Source organism: Halocynthiibacter sp. C4 (assembly GCF_028823805.1).
GTDB lineage: Bacteria > Pseudomonadota > Alphaproteobacteria > Rhodobacterales > Rhodobacteraceae > Falsihalocynthiibacter > Falsihalocynthiibacter halioticoli.
In genome coordinates this window covers 451,378-469,566 of sequence record NZ_JAPEIE010000002.1, presented here as the reverse complement: position 1 = coordinate 469,566, position 18,189 = coordinate 451,378, and the positions used below count along the sequence as shown (strand labels likewise).

Sequence of the window (18,189 nt, the reverse complement as noted above, 5' to 3'; positions counted from 1 at the left end):
AGGTTTATGTCGTTTTTCAAGAAGCTCAAAAACAAGTTAACAAAATCTTCGTCTAAGATTGACGAAGGGTTGGACGCGATTGTGAGCGAAGGGGCCGATGAAGTTCCTGCGATCGAGGATGCCGCTCCGGTTGAGGCACAGCCAGAGCACGCGCCAGAGCCGGTTGAGAGGGCCGCACCTGTACCCACACCAGAGCCTGAACCAACTCAGGAGCCAGAGGCAGCACCCGAGCCCGAGCCCTCTGTTGAGCCAACGCCCAAGCCCATTTCCAAACCTGCCGCCACGCCAACACCAGAACCCGCACCCGCGCCAGAAAAGCCTGGCCTTGTCGGGAGGTTGTTTGGGCGCAGCGCACCAGCGAATGAGCCGCGCCGCGAGCTTGATGACGAAATGTTGGAGAGCCTTGAGGAGCTTCTGATCTCTGCCGATATGGGCGTAGATACGGCGCTGCGTGTTACGGCAAATATGGCAGAGGGACGCTTTGGAAAAAAGCTTTCCAGCCGTGAAATCAAAGAGTTGCTGGCCAGCGAGATCACGAGGATCATGGAGCCGGTGGCCAAACCTTTGCCAATCTACCCCAAGAAGCCGCAGGTTGTTCTGGTGGTGGGTGTCAACGGTTCCGGCAAAACAACAACCATCGGCAAACTCGCAAGCCAATTCCGCGCGGCGGGCAAAAACGTGGTGATCGCGGCGGGGGATACCTTCCGTGCTGCAGCGGTTGAGCAACTTCAGGTTTGGGGCGAACGCGCCAATGTGCCTGTGCTGACCGCTCCCGAAGGATCAGACCCTGCCAGCCTCGCGTTTGATGCGATGACCAAGGCCGAGGAAGATGGCGCAGACCTCTTGATGATCGATACTGCTGGCCGTCTGCAAAATCGCGCTGACCTTATGGAAGAACTCGCAAAAATCGTGCGCGTGATCCGCAAGAAAGACCCGTCAGCGCCGCATAACACGCTGTTGGTTCTGGACGCCACAACGGGGCAGAACGCGCTCAACCAAGTCGACACCTTCCAAAAACTTGCCGATGTCTCCGGCCTTGTGATGACCAAGCTTGACGGTACGGCGAAGGGTGGCGTTCTTGTCGCGCTGGCTGATCGTTTCGGATTGCCGATCCATGCTATTGGCGTGGGCGAGCAAATCGACGATCTTGATGCCTTTGACCCTGAAGAATTTGCCAAAGCGCTCACAGGGACCGACGCTTGAGCGATTGGATTACCTCGATCGAGGGTACAGCAACGGGGCATAACGTTGCGCTTGGCCTTGCGCTTTTGGCTGCTTTTCTGCATGCGATTTTCGGCGCGCTACAAAAGGGCGAGCACGATCCGTGGTTAAGTCGTGGCGCAATTGATTTTCACTATGGTTTAATCGCCGCGCCATTTGCGTTCTTTGTTGTACCGTGGCCCGAGCCTCATATGTGGCCGATATTCGCAGGCGCCTTTGTGATACACGTGGGCTACAAGGTGATGCAGGCCCAAACATACGTGCTTGGTGCTTATACGGTGGTTTATCCGGTCGTGCGCGGCACAGGGCCTTTGTTTGCGGTTATCGGAGCAGGCATTGTTTTTGGCGAGACTTTTACGGGCGGACAATGGCTCGGCGTGGCGGTATTGCTTTCAGGGATTTTCGGGTTGGCGCTTTATAACCTGATGTTCCTAGAGACAAACCGCGACACGCTCGTTCCAGCGCTAATTATGGCAGTCGGGACAGGATTTTTCGTGGCTTTGTATACCACTTACGATGCATACGGTATTCGCGCGACGGCTAATCCTTTCACCTTTTTGGCTTGGTTTTTCTTTATCGATGGTCTGGCAATTCCGCCCTATGCCTATTACCGCTATCGCAAGATGGAGAATAAGCCAGCCCTCAAACCGCTCATGCGGCGGGGCTTGATCGGGGCCTTTGTGGCCTATTTCAGCTTCGGCTCTATAATGCTGGCAACGCGGCTTGATAACGTGGGCGAAGCGGCGGTCCTGCGCGAAACATCTACGGTATTTGCGGCCCTGATTGGCTGGCTTGTACTGGGAGAAAAGGTTGGGCCAAGGCGGCTCGTTTTGATGGCTCTAATCGCGATTGGCGCGGTTATGGTGGAATTTAACGGATAGGTACATGGAAGAAAAAAAGATCAACCCGTTTTTGAAACTCGCGCTGGAGCTAGGGCCGGTGATCCTGTTCTTCGTGTTCTACGGGCGCGTTAAGGAACGGGTGTTTACCATCGGTGGTGTGGAGTACGAGGGGTTCATTGTGGCCACTGCGTTGTTCATACCGCTGATCCTATTGACCACCGCGATCATGTGGAAGCTCACCGGAAAGCTGTCAAAAATGCAGCTGATGACGGCGGTGCTTGTCGTGATTTTCGGGGGGCTGTCAGTTTGGCTTAACGACGAGCGGTTCTTCAAAATGAAGCCGACGATGATCTATTTGCTCTTTGGTGGGTTGCTTGGAATTGGACTTTTGCGCGGCCAAAGCTACCTACAGCTTGTGATGGAAGAGGTCATGCCGCTACAGCCCGAAGGGTGGATGATCCTGACAAAGCGGCTTGCGCTGTTCTTCCTTGGTCTTGCTATTGCGAACGAGCTTGTTTGGCGGCTGATGAGTACGGATGCTTGGGTGAATTTCAAAACCTTCGGCCTGACGGCAGCGGTGTTCTTGTTCTTCATGTCGCAAGGCAAGCTGATGCAAACCTATGCCGTTCCCGAGGATGAAGCAGAATCCTAAGAGTTATCGGGCCAGATGCTGCGTGCTTCCGGCCCGAAACCACTAACCTTTTTGCTTGAAAAGCAATTCTTGTGCGGCTTTGTCTTTCTTGAAGTCTCCCCGCTGTTCCGCAGCAAGCGCACGTCCGCGCTTCACACCGGGCCGGTTGCCAACAGTTTCGAGCCAGCGCGCCAAATGCGGCTTGTCATCAAGGGTTTGTTGTTGACCTTCCCACAGGCTCGCCCAACCCCAAATCGCCATATCTGCAATCGAATAGAAATCACCGGCAACAAATTCGTTGTCGGCTAGGCGCTTGTTCAACACGCCATAAAGACGACCTGTTTCATTGCGATAGCGATCTTTGGCATATGGCAGGTCGTTAGGCGGATCCATTGCCGGAGCATATTTCAGGAAATGATGCGCTTGCCCAGCCATCGGGCCGAGCCCACCCATTTGCCACATCAGCCATTCCGTAACAGCAACAGTTTCACGCTCATTGGAGCCGCCGAATTTGCCGGTCTTGCGCGCAAGGTACTGAAGAATTGCGCCGCTTTCAAAAACAGAGATCGGAGCGCCATCTGGTCCGTCTGGATCAATAATGGCCGGCATCCGGTTGTTCGGCGCGATTTTAAGGAAATCGGGCTCAAATTGCTCTCCGGCACCGATATTGACGAGGTTCAGATTGTAGGGAAGTTCCATCTCCTCAAGCGCAATGGAGATTTTCCAGCCATTCGGTGTTGGCCAGTAATAGAGTTCGATCGGTTGTGTCACGGGATGTCCTTCTGGTTTTTCGGGATAATTGCAGATCAGCCCTGCATGACAAGGGGCTCCGCGGCGCTTCACGAAAAAATGTCAGCGCCGTGTTTGCGCGGTTTCGGTTGACCTTTGTGCGGCTGCGGCCTATGGATTGGCCCGTGGCGATTTGTTCTCCGGATTGCGGGCCACATTAAATATGCCGCTAAAGAGGTTTGGGACGTGACCCCTCGCTTCTTTTGCGGTGGGGTTTTTTTGTTTTTGGCGACCGGACGTCGAGAACATGGAATGCGCATTAACAAAGGTTAAGACGATGAGCAAAGACTGGAACGCCCGCACCAAGATGGTGCATTCGGGAAGCCGACGCAGCCAATACGGCGAAGTTTCCGAGTCGATCTTTTTGACGCAAGGCTTTGTCTATGACACCGCTGAAGCCGCAGAAGCGCGGTTTATCGAGACAGGCGAAGACGAGTTTATTTACGCCCGCTACGGCAACCCGACCGTGCGGATGTTCGAAGATCGCATCGCGGCAATTGAGGGGGCGGAGGACGCCTTCGCAACAGCAAGCGGTATGGCCGCAGTAAACGGCGCGCTCATGTCGGTTCTCAAGGCTGGCGATCACGTTGTTTCTGCGCGCGCGCTCTTTGGGTCCTGTCTCTATATTCTCGAAGAAATCCTTGCACGTTTTGGCGTTGAAATCACCTTTGTCGATGGTGCCGACATCGAGCAATGGCGCGCGGCGATCCGTCCTGATACGGCGGTTGTGTTCCTTGAGTCAGTGTCGAACCCAACACTTGAAGTTGTTGATTTGAAATCGGTTTCTGAGATTGCGCATGAGAACGATGCGCTGGTTGTGGTCGACAATGTGTTTGCCACACCTGTGTTCTCGCGTGCTCTGGAGCTTGGTGCGGATGTGGTCGTGTACTCCACCACCAAACATATCGACGGTCAGGGCCGTTGCCTTGGCGGCGTTGTGCTCGGGCGCGAAGAATTCATCCGCGGCCCGCTTGAGGCTTACATGAAGCACACTGGCGGTTCCATGAGCCCGTTCAACGCTTGGGTGATGCTGAAGGGGCTTGAAACGCTTGACCTTCGCGTGCGCGCGCAGGCCGCTTCGGCGCAGGCTATTGCTGAGGCGCTTGAAGGCCATGACAAACTTAAGCGTGTGTTGTTCCCATTCCTTGCGAGCCACCCGCACCAAGCGATTGCCAAGGCGCAGTTTGAAAAGGGTGGCACTGTACTTTCGATCGACCTCAAGGGCGGTCAGGAAGCGGCGTTTACATTCCTTAATGCATTGGAGATTTGCATTATTTCCAATAACTTGGGGGATGCAAAGAGCATCGTGACACATCCGGCAACAACTACCCATCAGCGTTTGCCAGAAGATCAGAAAGAGTTGCTCGGCATCACGCCAGGCCTTGTGCGGATCAGTGTCGGCATCGAAGATACGCAGGATTTGCTCAACGATATTCTGCAGGCACTCGACGCAGTTTGAATAGAGAGCGGCGCGGGGTTGGTTTTCCCGCGCCGTTCGTCCTATATGTTGGTCACGCGCGAAGAGGGCCATCAGATGAAAAAGACAGAGGCGAACGCAAGCCAGATACGCCAAGACGCAGAAGATGCACTTGCCGTGCTGCGCGCTTGGGCCGAGGCGGCAACGCCCACAGAAATTGCCGAGCTTGATCCGGCGATTGCTCGGTTGCTCCCCGAACGGGCTCTTGAGAATTATCCCGCTTTGGCAAGGGCTTACCCCGATGAGTTTACGGCTGATGAAGCCTATCGCGCCACACTTCCAGACCTTCAGAATGGCCCCGAGAGCCTGATCCGAGGCGCTCGTCGTCAGATCCAGCATGTGGGCATCTCCAACTTTCGCTTGCCGATCAGATTTCAGGCGCGTGCGGGCGGTGATCTTGCGATTGAAACGTCTGTCACGGGGACGGTCAGCCTAGATGCAGGTAAAAAGGGCATCAACATGTCGCGCATTATGCGCACATTTTACAAGCATGCCGAGCGGGTGTTCAGCTTTGACGTAATCGAGGCCGCGCTCGCCGATTATAAAGCCGACCTAGAGAGTTTTGACGCCCGTATTCAGATGCGGTTTTCCTTCCCTGTGAAACGCAAGAGCCTGCGGTCAAAGCTGGAGGGGTATCAATATTATGACCTCGCGCTTGAGCTTGTCTCCGTTGCCGGAGATATCAAGAAAATCATACATTTAGACTATGTCTATTCCTCAACGTGCCCGTGTTCCTTAGAGCTTTCCGAGCATGCGCGACAGGTGCGTCACCAGCTTGCCACGCCGCATTCGCAGCGGTCCGTTGCGCGTGTTTCCGTGCTGGTGAACCCGAGCGAGCCGCGGCTTTGGTTTGAGGATATAATCGACCTGTGCCGCACCGCCGTGCCGACCGAAACGCAGGTCATGGTCAAACGCGAGGACGAGCAGGCCTTCGCGGAACTGAATGCTGCCAATCCGATTTTCGTTGAAGACGCCGCGCGGCTCTTTAGCGAACAATTGCAGGGCGATTCCCGTATTCTGGATTATCGGATCGTCGCCAGTCATCAGGAAAGCCTTCATAGCCACGATGCGGTTAGCATCTTGACCGAGGGCGAGACATTTTCCACCGAAAGCATCGATCCGAAACTGTTTTCTACGTTGTTCCACGTTGGTTAGCGCGCGGGCGCATGGGCAACGCAACTGTTGTATCCAGTCGCCATGCCTGCGGATTTCGCGCGGGATGCTTGACAGGGGCGGGTTGAAAAGCCAAGCGTTGCGCATGTTTGATCTTCGCCCTGTCGGCTATGTCATTGGTCTTTTGGTTACGGCTCTTGCGTTTACGATGCTCGGCCCGATGGCCCTTGATATGTATGACGGCAACGGACACTGGCCTGTTTTCCTTGAGTCCGCAGTGATTACCGGCCTGACAGGCGGATTGATCGCGCTGGCCTGCGTAAACGGGGTTCAGCGCGGGCTTTCGATTCAACAGACCTTTTTGCTCACAACCGGTGTTTGGGTTGCCTTGCCGATCTTTGGCGCGTTGCCGTTTTATTTTGGTGCAACCGAGGCGCGGTATGTTGATGCGTTTTTTGAGGCAACATCCGGCCTCACAACAACAGGTTCCACCGTGTTTTCCGGCCTTGACCAACTTCCGCGCGGATTGCTGCTGTGGCGCAGCATGCTTCAGTGGTTTGGTGGGGTGGGTATCATCGTTGTGGCCATGGTGTTTCTACCTGAGCTTCGGGTTGGTGGTATGCAGATTTTCCGCTCCGAAGCTTTTGACACATTGGGTAAAATCCTGCCGCGTGCGGCGGAGATTGCCTCGCGGATTATGGCGATCTATGTGGGGCTGACGCTCGCTTGTTTTCTTAGTTATGTTGCGGTCGGCATGACGCCCTTTGACGCGCTCAACCATGCGCTGACGACCCTTTCAACGGGAGGCTTCTCAACCCATGACGCCTCGTTCGGGGCGTTTTCCGGTCCGGCGGAATATATTGCGTCGGTATTCATGATTTTGGCCAGTTTGCCGTTCGTGCGCTATGTTCAGCTCATCAGCGGTACAGCGATGCCGATCTGGCGAGACACACAAATCAGGGCGTTTTTACTTGTTATCTTCGGGCTGGTTGCGATTTTGTCGTTCTATCACCTGTTTACCAGCACCGTAGACAACATGCCCTTCCGCGAGATCGTGTTTAACACCAGTTCGATCCTGTCGGGCACCGGATACGCCAGTGTCGATTATCAAACTTGGGGCGCGTTTCCGGTTGTTATTTTCTTCTTTATGGGGCTGATCGGGGGCTGCGCGGGGTCAACTTGTTGTTCGGTCAAGATCTTCCGCTATCAGCTTTTGTTTGCCTCGATCCGCGCGCAAATTCGCAAGATCCACTCACCGAGCGGCGTGTTTATGCCGCGCTACGATGGGCGCACCGTGGGCGAAGATGTTTTGGCGTCGGTGATGAGCTTCTTTGTGTTTTTCATCGTGAGTCTGGGCGTTCTGGCGGTTTTGCTCGCGCTCACGGGCCTCGACTTTGTAACCTCTGTTTCTGGTGCGGCCACGGCGATCGCCAATGTCGGTCCTGGGCTTGGCGATATCATTGGACCGGCAGGAAATTTCGGCTCGCTTGACGACACACCGAAATGGTTGCTTGTCGGAGGGATGCTGCTCGGTCGGCTCGAGATTATGGCGGTGTTCGTCATCTTCACTGTCAAGTTCTGGCGCGCCTGATACCAACACCCCGCCTGATACCAACACCCTAAGCGGAACCACCAACAAAAAAGGCGCGACCAAAGCCGCGCCTTTCGATATTAGAATTGCCTATTTGGCATTACTCCCAGCATGCCACCAATACGGTCATGTCAGAGGCAATCGTTGTAAGATCCAGTGGATGCAGCGCAGTTTCGCCATTGGCTTTTGAAACTTTGATGCCATTGGCGCGCAAGGCTTCGGTAATTGCGTCACTCGCCGAAGAGAAGCTTACGCTGTTTGGCAAGCTGCGGCCGTCACGGGCTTCATTCGGTTGAAGCATCCCGATCACAGAACCCGCAGCGTTGACCACAGGGCCACCCGCATCACCAGGAAGCGGCGACATGGCGAGGCGCTGGAGGTTTGGCTCGCCGTTAAGACCTTTTACATCCGAGAGTTTGCCGAATGTCAGTGTTGGCGCGTCCAGCGCTCCGCCGAAAGAGAAACCTGCAACAGCAACATCAGAGTTGAGGCGCGGGGCGGCTTCGGCGAATTGTGCGTAAGCAATTGGCGCAACAGGCTCTTGCGGCTTCAGAACGGAAATTCCAAGCGCTTCGTCGCTAAAGGCAACTGTGGCTTCGATGCCGTCTTCAACGGTAATTTTGCTGCACTGAGCGACGGCTTCTGTTGTTGTGAGGATGTGTCCGCTGCCATCCAGATAAAACCCTGAGCGCGCGCTCTTGGGTTTACGGATTTCCAGCCCTGCGAGGAGATCGACACTTTGGGGCGCATCGCCATCGCTGGCCATATCATCAAGTGCGATGCTGTCATTCGGGGTAAAGCTCGCGCGCATCGATGAAACGACCCGTTCCATCCGCTTATTGTCTCCGGCGGGCCAAACAAGGGTAAAGCCCTTGATCGTGCCGCCCGCGAGCGTGGCGTATGTATAAGAGCTGATGTCATTGTTTTCACCTGTGAGGGTGAAGTTGTTTTGGTTGCGCTCGCGCTCACCGTTCAACGGCACGATTTCAAGCGTTTGCATGATTTCGTAAAGACCAAAGAGCGTTGCCTGATCGCCGTACTGCGAGATGAGAGAGACGCGAACGCCATCATCTGTTGTGGGCGTGAAATGGGCAAATGGTGCCTCATATCCATCAAACTCTACCATCGCCATCGGTAGACGGATGGTGATGCCCGCTTTTGTGTCGGTATAGGCTTCCATGCCTAGGCTGCTCAGGATCGCGTTGTAGTTCTCAAGCAGTTCGGCGCGTTGGCGCGTGGTGAGGATGCCTGTCTCGTCATATCCCTTTGCGCGTTGGTAAAGTGCCATTGCATTGCGGGTGCCGCGGCCGAAATCACCGTCGATTGCCGCGTTATAGAACCCTTCCCATTGCATCGCGCGCTGAAGCTCCATCTTGGCTTCGCGTGACAGAAGGCGCTCGGACGCACGCGCTTCGCGTGGCGTTTCGTCGGGAAGGTAGGTGAGCGAGGTGACAGGATCGGTTTCGGTCAGGCTGCTTTCCGGAACTGGGAGCGCCACAACGGTATCGTCCAGTCGGTTCGCGCCAATCGGCCAGTATTGTTGCGTGAACCGGTCGCTCTTTACGAGATAGCTGTCGGCGGGAATAAGATTTTCAACGGCAAGGCGTTGCAGTTCGTTTTCAGCGGTCACGGCATCATAGGGGCCGAGCGCAATGACATACCAACCCGAGTTGGAGCGAAACCCGTTTACGTTATCAAACGCACCGGCAAACGCCTGCGCACGGACCTGAGCCTCGTTCAGGGAGGGGTGTGCTTCAATCTGGATCCAAGAAGCTTGTTGTGCATTGGCGGTCTGCGCAGACAGCGCAAAAGAAAACGGAAGAAGCACGAAAAGGAAGAGGGTCAAATAATGCCGAAGGATGCGCATGGCGGTCGAAATTCCTATCAATCTGTTCAATTGGCGTTTTTTAGCATGTTTTGCGTGTTGCGCCTTAATAATGCAAGTGCAAGCAATTGACCCTGTAAGCTGAGCGGCCTATTTGGAACTAGTTTTTTACGAAGGGCCAAATATGACTTCCGTTCTGTCGCAAGAAAGAAACACGCCACGTAGTTTTCAGGAGATCATCCTGCGTCTGCAAGCCTATTGGGCTGAGAAGGGCTGTGCTGTGATGCAGCCTTATGACATGGAAGTCGGGGCAGGGACCTTCCACCCCGCAACAACCCTGCGTTCGCTTGGAAGCAAAGCGTGGGCCGCAGCCTATGTGCAGCCCTCGCGCCGTCCAACCGACGGGCGCTATGGCGAGAACCCGAACCGCCTTCAGCATTACTACCAGTATCAGGTGTTGATCAAACCAAGCCCGCCCGAATTGCAGGAGCTTTACCTCGGATCGCTTGAGGCAATCGGCATCAACATGGACATGCACGACATCCGCTTTGTCGAGGATGACTGGGAAAGCCCGACACTTGGCGCGTGGGGCCTTGGCTGGGAAGTTTGGTGCGACGGCATGGAAGTAAGCCAGTTCACCTATTTCCAACAAGTGGGCGGCCATGATTGCCAGCCTGTTTCTGGTGAGTTGACCTATGGGCTTGAGCGGCTGGCGATGTATGTGCTGGGTGTCGATCACGTAATGGATATGCCCTACAACGATCCAGACGCACCGATTGCGCTCACCTATGGTGATGTGTTCCGCCAAACAGAGCAGGAATACAGCCGTTGGAATTTTGACGTGGCCAACACAGATAACCTATTGCAGCATTTCCTTGATGCCGAAGCCGAGTGCAAGGCCATCCTTGAGCAAGAAGCCGTTGATCCCAAAACAGGCAAGCGCATTATCATGGCGCATCCTGCTTACGATCAGGCGATCAAGGCGAGCCATCTCTTTAACCTCCTCGATGCGCGCGGTGTGATCTCTGTAACAGAGCGCCAAGCCTATATCGGTCGTGTGCGTGCGTTATCAAAGGCTTGCGCGGATGCCTTCGTGCAGACCGAAGCTGGCGGCTGGGCGGCTGAATGATCGGGAAACTACTGGCGGGTGTTATCGTGATTGCAGCTTTGGCCGCAGGCGCGGCGATGTATTACTTTCAGGTTTACGGTTTCTACACCGAGGTAGAGGCCAGTTCCCCTGACGCCGAAATCCGCATCACCAATATCGTGACGGGCGAGCCGGAGCCAATGTTGATTGCCGGTTTTGAAGGCATCGATTCCGATAGCTCCCCGATCCGGTTCCGTGCGTGTTTCACAACGCCAATGTCCAATGCCATGATGACCGAAACCTTTAAGGGATACCCAGCCGCAGAGCCACTTGTGGCGCCGGACTGGTTTAGCTGCTTTGACGCAAAAGCGCTGGGCACAGCGATCAAGGCCGGAACCGCGACGGCGTATCTTGGCGAGGAAAACATCATTTACGGCATTGATCGTGTCATTGCGGTCTATGACGATGGACGCGCCTATGCGTGGCACCAGATAAACACCTGTGGCGAATATGCGTTCAACGGAGACCCGTTGCCCGCGTCTTGCCCTCCGAACCCGTCAGAGTAACAAAGCAACGATGGAACACGTTCACACCATACCGGAATTTATCACCGCGACCCTTGGGTTCGCGGTATTTCTGCTTGGTGCGCGGCTGACGCGGAAGGTCGCCTTTCTGCGCGAGTTCAACATTCCAGAGCCAGTCACCGGCGGGTTGTTGGCTGCGGTTCTGTTTGGGCTTTTCAGCTATCTTACGAACTCCTCGATTGTGTTCATGATGGAGTCGCGGGACGTTTTTCTCGTGGTGTTCTTTACCGGCATTGGCCTGAATGCGCGGTTGTCTGATCTGGTGACCGGCGGCAAGCCTCTTGCTTTGCTGATGATCCTTACGCTCGCGATCATTGTCATACAGGATATCATCGGTGTGGCGGGCGCTGTGTTGTTCGATATGCCGGCGCAGGCTGGCGTGTTGCTTGGATCTGCGTCCTTGATTGGCGGGCACGGCACGGCCATTGCTTGGGCGCCGGAAGTCACGCGGATTACGGGAATGGACTCTGCTGCAGAGCTGGGCGTCACCGTGGCGACGGTGGGTCTGGTCTTGGCTGCGCTTGTTGGTGGTCCAGTGGCGAAGTTCCTTGTGAACCGCTACGATCTCCATTCTTCACACCCAAATGCAGAGAATACCGTTGGCGCAGTATACGAGGATGACGCCCATCCAGAGCCGATCACCCATATCAGCCTGATGCGAACACTCCTTGTGCTTAATCTGGCGATAATTGGCGGATTTCTTCTGCATGAGACGCTGCTTGATTGGGGCTTGATGCTGCCTCTGTTCGTGCCATGCCTAATTATGGGGATTGTGCTGGGCAACCTTCACAGCATCTTGTTTCCAAAGGTTCCAGCAGTGTCGCGCACGCCAACGCTTGCCGTTGTAACTGATTTTGCGCTGGGCGTATTCCTTGCAATTTCGCTGATGACGCTGGACCTCGCTGCTTTGGCGGGGCTGGGCGGGCCTGTCTTTGCAACAATTGCTGTTCAGGCCGTAGTGACGGTTCTGTTCGTGATCTTTGTGTTGTTCCCTGTGCTCGGCCGCGGCTATCGAGCTGCCGTATTGGCATCGGGTTTCGCGGGCTTTTCGCTCGGAGCAACGCCAACGGCAATTGCCAACATGACCGCCGTAACCAAACGTTACGGCCCATCGCCTATCGCCTTTGTCGTTTTGCCGCTTGTGTCGGCATTTTTCGTAGATATAGCCAATGCGATCGTCATACAGACAATCGTGAACTTCTAGGGACTTTTCATGCCTGATCTCCTGATTGAACTCTTTTCCGAAGAAATCCCGGCCCGTATGCAAACGCGCGCGGCGGCGGACCTGAAGAAACTCGTTACCGATGGGTTGGTCGAGGCTGGGCTGACCTATGCCTCGGCGGGTGCATTCTCGACTCCACGCCGTCTTGCGCTTTCCGTTGAAGGGTTGCTTGCCGAAAGCCCCGACACCGTTGAAGAACGCAAGGGTCCCAAGGTCGGTGCGCCGGAAAAAGCGCTCGAAGGGTTCCTGCGCGGCGCAGGCGTGAGCAAGGATGACCTTGAAATCCGCGACGACAAAAAAGGGCAAGTGTATTACGCTACGATCAAGAAGCCGGGCCGCCCCGCTGCGGAGATCATTGCCGAAGTGCTTGAGGCAACCATCCGCAAGTTCCCGTGGCCGAAGTCCATGCGTTGGGGCGCAGGCAGCCTGAAATGGGTGCGGCCGCTGCATTCGATCCTTTGCGTTCTTTCGGATGAAGCAGGGGCAACCGTTGTCCCGCTTGAGGTTGATGGCATCGCGGCAGGCGACGAAACGCGCGGCCACCGCTTCATGGCGCCCGATGCGATCAAAGTCACTGGTTTTGACGACTACGTTGTGAAACTCAAGGCAGCCAAAGTCGTACTTTCTGCTGAAGAACGCGCCGAGCATATCTGGGCGGACGCCACCAATGCCGCCTTCGCGCAGGGGCTTGAAGTTGTAGAGGATAAGGGCCTTTTGGCCGAGGTTGCAGGGCTGGTTGAATGGCCTGTTGTACTGATGGGAGACATTGCTGAGGATTTCCTCGAACTGCCGCCCGAAGTGCTTCAGACCAGCATGAAAGAGCACCAAAAGTTTTTCTCTGTGCGGGATCCGAAATCGGGCCGCATTGTAAAATTCGTGACCGTTGCCAACCGTGAAACCGCTGATAATGGCGCGACTATCCTTGCAGGGAACCAGAAGGTTCTGTTTGCGCGCCTTTCGGATGCGAAATTCTTCTGGGAGAACGATCTGCGCGTTGCGAAAACGGACATTTCGCAGTGGACCAAAGCGCTTGAGAACGTGACCTTCCACAACAAACTCGGAAGCCAGACCGCACGGATTGAGCGCATCGCCCAACTCGCGCGTGAAATCGCGCCCGTGGTTGGCGCAGATGCAGATCAGGCAGAGCAGGCCGCACGCGTGGCAAAGGCCGATCTTTCAAGCGAAATGGTTTATGAATTCCCCGAACTACAGGGGCTTATGGGCCGTTACTACGCCGAAGCTGCTGGCCTTCCAAAGGCCGTTGCCGCCGCCTGCGAAGCGCATTACAGCCCGCTTGGCCCGTCTGACACGGTGCCGACCGAGCCCGTATCCGTTGCCGTTGCTATGGCCGATAAACTCGACACGCTTACAGGGTTTTGGGCGATTGACGAGAAGCCAACAGGATCGAAAGACCCGTTCGCCCTGCGCCGTGCGGCATTGGGTGTGATCCGGTTGGTTCTCGAGAATGATGTGCGGATAAATCTGGCTGGCGCAAACGCCTTTGAACCCGCATTTGCCGCAGTGAACGATGCCGTCGCGGAGGCCTCTGAGCAAGAAGTGTCTGCGGTGAACGCAAACCTTCTCTCCTTCTTCCATGATCGCCTGAAAACCTATCTCAAGGATCAGGGCATCCGCTTTGATGTGATCGATGCTTGCCTTGCGATGCCAGGTAATGACGATCTGTCGCTCTTGGTTAAACGCGCAACGGCGCTTTCGGACTTCCTTAAGACCGACGATGGTGAAAACCTGCTTCAAGGGTTTAAGCGCGCGGCCAATATTCTTGCGCAAGCCGAAGAGAAGGATGGCGTTGAGTATAGCTATGGCGCGGATGTGAAATACGCCGAGACCGACGAAGAGCGCGCGCTCTTTGCGGCTCTGGACGCGGCAGAAAAAGACATTGCTCCTGCGATGGAGAAAGAGGATTTCGTTGCTGCCATGGGCGCGATGGCAAGCCTGCGCGCGCCGATTGATGCGTTCTTCGAAGCTGTACAGGTTAATGCCGACAGCCAAGTGGTGCGCCGCAACCGCCTCAACCTTCTGAGCCGTATTCGTACCCTGTGTCTCTCTGTCGCGGACTTGTCCAAGGTCGAGAGTTAAGCGCGACAACCGTTAGAAATAACATTGTTGCCCCCTAGGCGCGGGGCAATGATACCTTTGCCGATAAGCACACCAAGCCTTGCCAGAAACGCCGCATCGGGTATTGTCTGTGGCAAAGGAGTGCTGCGGTGCAGAAACACACGGATATTGCGACTTATACCGAGATAACGCCCACTGCGCGCATTCACGTGGGGCAGCACGGCGGGCGGGCGAAATGCCTGCAACGCTTGGTTCGGCTTGATATGCCGGTTCCGCGCACGATTGCCTTGCCGTTTGATAAGGTGCAGGCCATTGCGGCGGGGTATCCGCCCAACACGGCGGCGATGATTGCGGAATTTGGTGAAGATGCGCTGATTTCGGTGCGGCCAAGCTCGGAAGATCCCGATTGGGGTGGTCCGCGTGCAATTCTGAATATCGGTATGAACGACGCGCGCCATGCTGCGCTGTGCGAGACCGAAGGGCCGGCAACGGCCAACGCTCTCTATTTGCGCTTCATCCAAGCCTATGCAGTACATGTGGCGCGGCTTGATCCTGATATGTTTGATGCACCGATCCTGACGCCTTGCGCGGATGATCCCGACCTGTCAAAGGCGCTCGCAACAGCATTGCGGGCCTATGAAGACGAAACCGACGAGCAATTCCCGCAAGATCCAGCGCGTCAGCTTGGTGAAGTGTTGCGCTCCATGGCGCGCGCATGGGCAGGGACGACAGCGCGGCTATTACGTCAGGCGAAGGGCGCGCCCGAAGATGCAGGGCTCGGCCTTGTGGTGCAGCAGATGGCGATGGGGATTGGTTCGGGCGAGAGCGGTTCAGGCGTGATCCAATTCGTCAACGGAACAACGGGCGAACCACAAATTACGGGCCGTTACAAAAGCCAAAGTCAGGGGCGCGATGCGCTCGGGGCAAAGAGCGAGGCGATATTCCTGAACAAAGACCCGCGCGGCACGTCGCTGGCCGAAATCCTGCCTGAACAGTTTGAAGCGCTTGTGCGTTTCGGCAAGCTTGGCCGCGAGCGCCTTCGCGACGAGATGCAAATTGAGTTCACCATCGAAAACGGTGAACTGGTTATCCTTGATGCTGTTCGCGTGTCTCGGACATCGGCAGCAGCGGTCGCGATTGCTGTGTCCTTGGCCGAAGACGGTATCATCAGCCGCGAAGAGGCGGTGCTTCGGATTGATCCGCGCGCCCTTACAGAAATGCTCCACCCGCAGGTCGATCCAGAAGCCGAACGCGATATTATCGCAAGCGGCATCGGTGCGTCGCCAGGTGGGGCGACGGGCAAAATCGTGTTTTCTGCTACCGCCGCACAAGCTTCCTTGGCTCAAGGAGACGATTGTATCCTTGTGCGCCGCGAAACAGCACCAGAGGACATTCGGGGCATGCACGCTTCTGTTGCCGTGATGACCGAGAAAGGCGGGATGACAAGTCATGCTGCCGTGATCGCGCGGGGGCTTGGTGTGCCATGTATCGTTGGCGCGCACGGGATTTCGATCAATCACCGCGACAAGATTTTGAAGCTACCGGATGGCCGCTTCTTTACCGAGGGCGATATCATCACCATTGATGGCACAACCGGCGAGGCGCTTGCGGGTGCGGCGAAGATGTTGGACGCAAGTCTTGATGGTGCCTTTACGACGTTGCTTGAATGGGCTGATGAGTTCCGCGACATCGGTGTGCGGGCCAATGCGGATACGCCGACAGATGCGCTTACGGCGCGGCGGTTTGAGGCGCAAGGGATCGGGCTCTGCCGTACGGAGCATATGTTCTTTGAGGACGACCGCCTGACCGTCATGCGCGAAATGATCTTTGCAAAGCAGCCAGAAGACCGGCGCGCCTCTCTTGATCAGCTTCTTCCAATGCAGCGCGCCGATTTTATCGAGCTGTTCAAAATCATGCAGGGGCAGCCCGTTTGCATCCGCCTGTTTGATCCGCCGTTGCACGAGTTTTTGCCGTCAACTCGCGAGGGGATGCGTGAACTGGCCGAGTCGCTTGATCTGCCTCTGTCTGACGTGACGCGCCGCATCGCCAACCTCAAAGAGTTCAACCCGATGCTCGGCCTGCGCGGCGTGCGGCTCGGGATTACCTTGCCCGAGATTTACGACATGCAGGCCCAAGCGATCTTTGAGGCCGCAGTCGAAGCCAGCAAGCATGGCGATCCTGTCGTGCCTGAAATCATGATCCCGCTGGTCTCGGCCCAACGCGAGGCCGAGCTTGTGAAAACCCGCATTGATGCGGTTGCGTCGGCCGTTCGGTTTGCGACTGGTGTCGAGTTTACCTTCCGGCTTGGTGTGATGGTTGAAACCCCGCGCGCGGCACTTCGCGCCGGTGACATCGCCCAGAATGCCGCCTTCCTTAGTTTCGGTACCAACGACCTCACCCAGATGACCTACGGCCTCTCGCGAGACGACGCAGGGCGCTTCATGTCGGACTATGTACAGCAGGGTGTGTTTTCCGAAGATCCGTTCCATGTGTTGGATACGGACGGGGTCGGGGAGTTGCTTATGATTGGTGCCGATCGCGCCCGTGACGCCCGAGAGGGAATCATGTTGTCGCTTTGTGGCGAACACGGCGGAAATCCGGAATCTATCTCGTTTTGTCGTAAGGCAGGGTTCGACTATGTGTCTTGCTCGCCATATCGCGTTCCCGTTGCGCGACTGGCTTCTGCACAGCTTGCAATTGCAGACCCGAAACCCGAATAACCTCAAGTTTTTAAGGTAAATCGTTCAATTTAAATTAAAATTTCCGATTGTCTTTTTCGCGGCCAAGATTGTTCTTGAACCGTAGACAATGCAACCTTCCGCCGATCCTTGTTGCCAAAATGTCACGAGGGTGGACATTGCCAAGTTTTTGACATAGTTCACCCCTCGATCGCGGCCTGGGGGCTGCTGATCCACGGACGTGGGTTGAGAAAAGGTGTGTAATGTTAAATGTTAAATTGGTTGGCTTGCCCAGCAAAACGCTGCGCAGGTCTAAGGCGCTTTTGCGTCAAAGTTTTGCTCTTTTTTCTGTCCTCGGCGCAGGTTTCTTCGCGACTCCGCCAGAGGCCGAGTCGGTAACCGGAACCAAAGGCTCCGCAGAGTTTCAAATGGAGATGGACAGCTGGCTGTCTGCTCTCATTTCCTCCGAACGGGAAGCCCTAAAGCCGACTTCCGTCGCTCGCTCGAATCCCTTCAATCTTTCCGCGAATACATCCGGCGAGTCTTCGTTTGAGTATTCGCGCGATTGGCTCGCCAGTCAACAGTTTGTTGAAGGAAATGAGGGCTGGGAATGTCTCACGCAGGCACTTTACTTTGAAGCGCGTGGTGAGAGCGTAAAAGGGCAGTTTGCCGTGGCCGAGGTTATCCTCAATCGCGTGGCAAGCCCGCTCTATCCCAACTCGATCTGCGAAGTGGTGAATCAAGGGACAGGGAAGAAATTCCAATGCCAGTTCACCTACACCTGTGATGGCCGCGCAGAGAAGATAAACGAACCCAAGGCGCATGAGCGGGTCGGTAAAGTAGCCGCTGCGATTTTGACAGGGACAGCGCCATTCGGCCTGACCAAAGGCGCTACGCACTATCATACTAAGGCGGTAAATCCGCGTTGGGCGCGTAAATTCCCGCGGACGGCGACCTATGGGGCGCATCATTTCTATCGCCAGCCAGGCGCCTCGCGCAGCTAAAACCTCTGGCCTAGGTGGTCGGAAGCCTGATAAGGACGGCCCACCAACA

At 55.7% G+C, this 18,189-nt stretch carries 14 protein-coding genes and 1 riboswitch; of the genes, 12 read left to right on the top strand and 2 right to left on the bottom strand.

Annotation, left to right across the window (positions count from 1 at the left end):
• Nucleotides 1–6: 6 nt before the first annotated feature.
• The 3 genes from ftsY to OU789_RS09340 are packed head-to-tail and all read left to right on the top strand — an operon-like array spanning nt 7 to nt 2,715.
• Nucleotides 7–1,203 carry a signal recognition particle-docking protein FtsY gene (ftsY, locus tag OU789_RS09350; RefSeq protein WP_274655289.1) on the top strand — a complete coding sequence of 399 codons (1,197 nt, stop codon included), beginning with the start codon at nt 7–9 and terminating at the stop codon, nt 1,201–1,203.
• Nucleotides 1,200–2,102: an EamA family transporter gene (locus tag OU789_RS09345; RefSeq protein WP_274655287.1), complete on the top strand. Its 903-nt coding sequence runs from the start codon at nt 1,200–1,202 to the stop codon at nt 2,100–2,102. Before ftsY ends, OU789_RS09345 begins: the two co-directional genes overlap by 4 nt.
• A gap of 4 nt (nt 2,103–2,106) precedes the next feature.
• Nucleotides 2,107–2,715: an inner membrane-spanning protein YciB gene (locus OU789_RS09340; RefSeq protein ID WP_263952688.1), complete on the top strand. Its 609-nt coding sequence runs from the start codon at nt 2,107–2,109 to the stop codon at nt 2,713–2,715.
• 42 nt (nt 2,716–2,757) lie between these two features.
• On the opposite strand, the gene OU789_RS09335 is transcribed toward OU789_RS09340, so the two are convergent.
• Nucleotides 2,758–3,465, bottom strand: a complete 708-nt coding sequence (locus tag OU789_RS09335) for a glutathione S-transferase N-terminal domain-containing protein (protein WP_274655284.1) — start codon at nt 3,463–3,465, stop codon at nt 2,758–2,760.
• A gap of 133 nt (nt 3,466–3,598) precedes the next feature.
• A riboswitch (SAM riboswitch) is annotated at nt 3,599–3,677 on the top strand.
• Nucleotides 3,678–3,760: 83 nt separating this feature from the next.
• Between OU789_RS09335 and metZ the strand changes: the two genes are divergently transcribed.
• From metZ to OU789_RS09320, 3 genes are all read left to right on the top strand, one after another.
• A complete protein-coding gene (gene metZ, locus OU789_RS09330) occupies nt 3,761–4,942 on the top strand; it encodes an O-succinylhomoserine sulfhydrylase (RefSeq protein WP_274655282.1) in 1,182 nt (393 codons plus the stop codon).
• A gap of 75 nt (nt 4,943–5,017) precedes the next feature.
• On the top strand, nt 5,018–6,115 hold the full coding sequence (gene folE2 / locus OU789_RS09325; protein WP_263952691.1) for a GTP cyclohydrolase FolE2: 1,098 nt from the start codon (nt 5,018–5,020) through the stop codon (nt 6,113–6,115).
• Between the two features lie 103 nt (nt 6,116–6,218).
• Nucleotides 6,219–7,664, top strand: a complete 1,446-nt coding sequence (locus OU789_RS09320) for a TrkH family potassium uptake protein (RefSeq protein WP_263952692.1) — start codon at nt 6,219–6,221, stop codon at nt 7,662–7,664.
• Nucleotides 7,665–7,764: 100 nt separating this feature from the next.
• On the opposite strand, the gene OU789_RS09315 is transcribed toward OU789_RS09320, so the two are convergent.
• Nucleotides 7,765–9,531 carry a serine protease gene (locus OU789_RS09315; protein ID WP_274655280.1) on the bottom strand — a complete coding sequence of 589 codons (1,767 nt, stop codon included), beginning with the start codon at nt 9,529–9,531 and terminating at the stop codon, nt 7,765–7,767.
• 142 nt (nt 9,532–9,673) lie between these two features.
• Here OU789_RS09315 and OU789_RS09310 point away from each other — a divergent pair, with 142 nt between their 5' ends.
• The 6 genes from OU789_RS09310 to OU789_RS09285 all read left to right on the top strand — a co-directional run bounded on the left by OU789_RS09310 (nt 9,674) and on the right by OU789_RS09285 (nt 18,140).
• Nucleotides 9,674–10,618 (top strand): glycine--tRNA ligase subunit alpha, encoded by a 945-nt coding sequence (locus OU789_RS09310; protein WP_263952694.1) that lies wholly within the window; start codon nt 9,674–9,676, stop codon nt 10,616–10,618.
• Nucleotides 10,615–11,142: a DUF6446 family protein gene (locus tag OU789_RS09305; RefSeq protein WP_274655277.1), complete on the top strand. Its 528-nt coding sequence runs from the start codon at nt 10,615–10,617 to the stop codon at nt 11,140–11,142. The genes OU789_RS09310 and OU789_RS09305 overlap by 4 nt, the downstream gene beginning before the upstream one ends.
• A 10-nt stretch (nt 11,143–11,152) precedes the next feature.
• Nucleotides 11,153–12,364, top strand: a complete 1,212-nt coding sequence (gene gltS, locus OU789_RS09300; RefSeq protein WP_274655275.1) for a sodium/glutamate symporter — start codon at nt 11,153–11,155, stop codon at nt 12,362–12,364.
• 9 nt (nt 12,365–12,373) lie between these two features.
• Nucleotides 12,374–14,479 (top strand): glycine--tRNA ligase subunit beta, encoded by a 2,106-nt coding sequence (gene glyS / locus OU789_RS09295; RefSeq protein ID WP_274655273.1) that lies wholly within the window; start codon nt 12,374–12,376, stop codon nt 14,477–14,479.
• A gap of 128 nt (nt 14,480–14,607) precedes the next feature.
• Entirely contained in the window at nt 14,608–17,178 is a 2,571-nt protein-coding gene (gene ppdK, locus OU789_RS09290; RefSeq protein ID WP_446719171.1) for a pyruvate, phosphate dikinase, read from the top strand.
• Between the two features lie 221 nt (nt 17,179–17,399).
• Nucleotides 17,400–18,140 carry a cell wall hydrolase gene (locus tag OU789_RS09285; RefSeq protein WP_274655271.1) on the top strand — a complete coding sequence of 247 codons (741 nt, stop codon included), beginning with the start codon at nt 17,400–17,402 and terminating at the stop codon, nt 18,138–18,140.
• The last annotated feature ends 49 nt before the right edge of the window (nt 18,141–18,189 follow it).

What these genes read in the sequence shown, in the direction of transcription:
- ftsY (WP_274655289.1), top strand. Translation starts at nt 7, where the DNA reads ATGTCGTTTTTCAAGAAGCTCAAAAACAAGTTAACAAAATCTTCGTCT.
- OU789_RS09340 (WP_263952688.1), top strand. Translation starts at nt 2,107, where the DNA reads ATGGAAGAAAAAAAGATCAACCCGTTTTTGAAACTCGCGCTGGAGCTA.
- metZ (WP_274655282.1), top strand. Translation starts at nt 3,761, where the DNA reads ATGAGCAAAGACTGGAACGCCCGCACCAAGATGGTGCATTCGGGAAGC.
- folE2 (WP_263952691.1), top strand. Translation starts at nt 5,018, where the DNA reads ATGAAAAAGACAGAGGCGAACGCAAGCCAGATACGCCAAGACGCAGAA.
- OU789_RS09320 (WP_263952692.1), top strand. Translation starts at nt 6,219, where the DNA reads ATGTTTGATCTTCGCCCTGTCGGCTATGTCATTGGTCTTTTGGTTACG.
- OU789_RS09315 (WP_274655280.1), bottom strand. Translation starts at nt 9,531, where the DNA reads ATGCGCATCCTTCGGCATTATTTGACCCTCTTCCTTTTCGTGCTTCTT.
- OU789_RS09310 (WP_263952694.1), top strand. Translation starts at nt 9,674, where the DNA reads ATGACTTCCGTTCTGTCGCAAGAAAGAAACACGCCACGTAGTTTTCAG.
- OU789_RS09305 (WP_274655277.1), top strand. Translation starts at nt 10,615, where the DNA reads ATGATCGGGAAACTACTGGCGGGTGTTATCGTGATTGCAGCTTTGGCC.
- gltS (WP_274655275.1), top strand. Translation starts at nt 11,153, where the DNA reads ATGGAACACGTTCACACCATACCGGAATTTATCACCGCGACCCTTGGG.
- glyS (WP_274655273.1), top strand. Translation starts at nt 12,374, where the DNA reads ATGCCTGATCTCCTGATTGAACTCTTTTCCGAAGAAATCCCGGCCCGT.
- OU789_RS09285 (WP_274655271.1), top strand. Translation starts at nt 17,400, where the DNA reads ATGTTAAATGTTAAATTGGTTGGCTTGCCCAGCAAAACGCTGCGCAGG.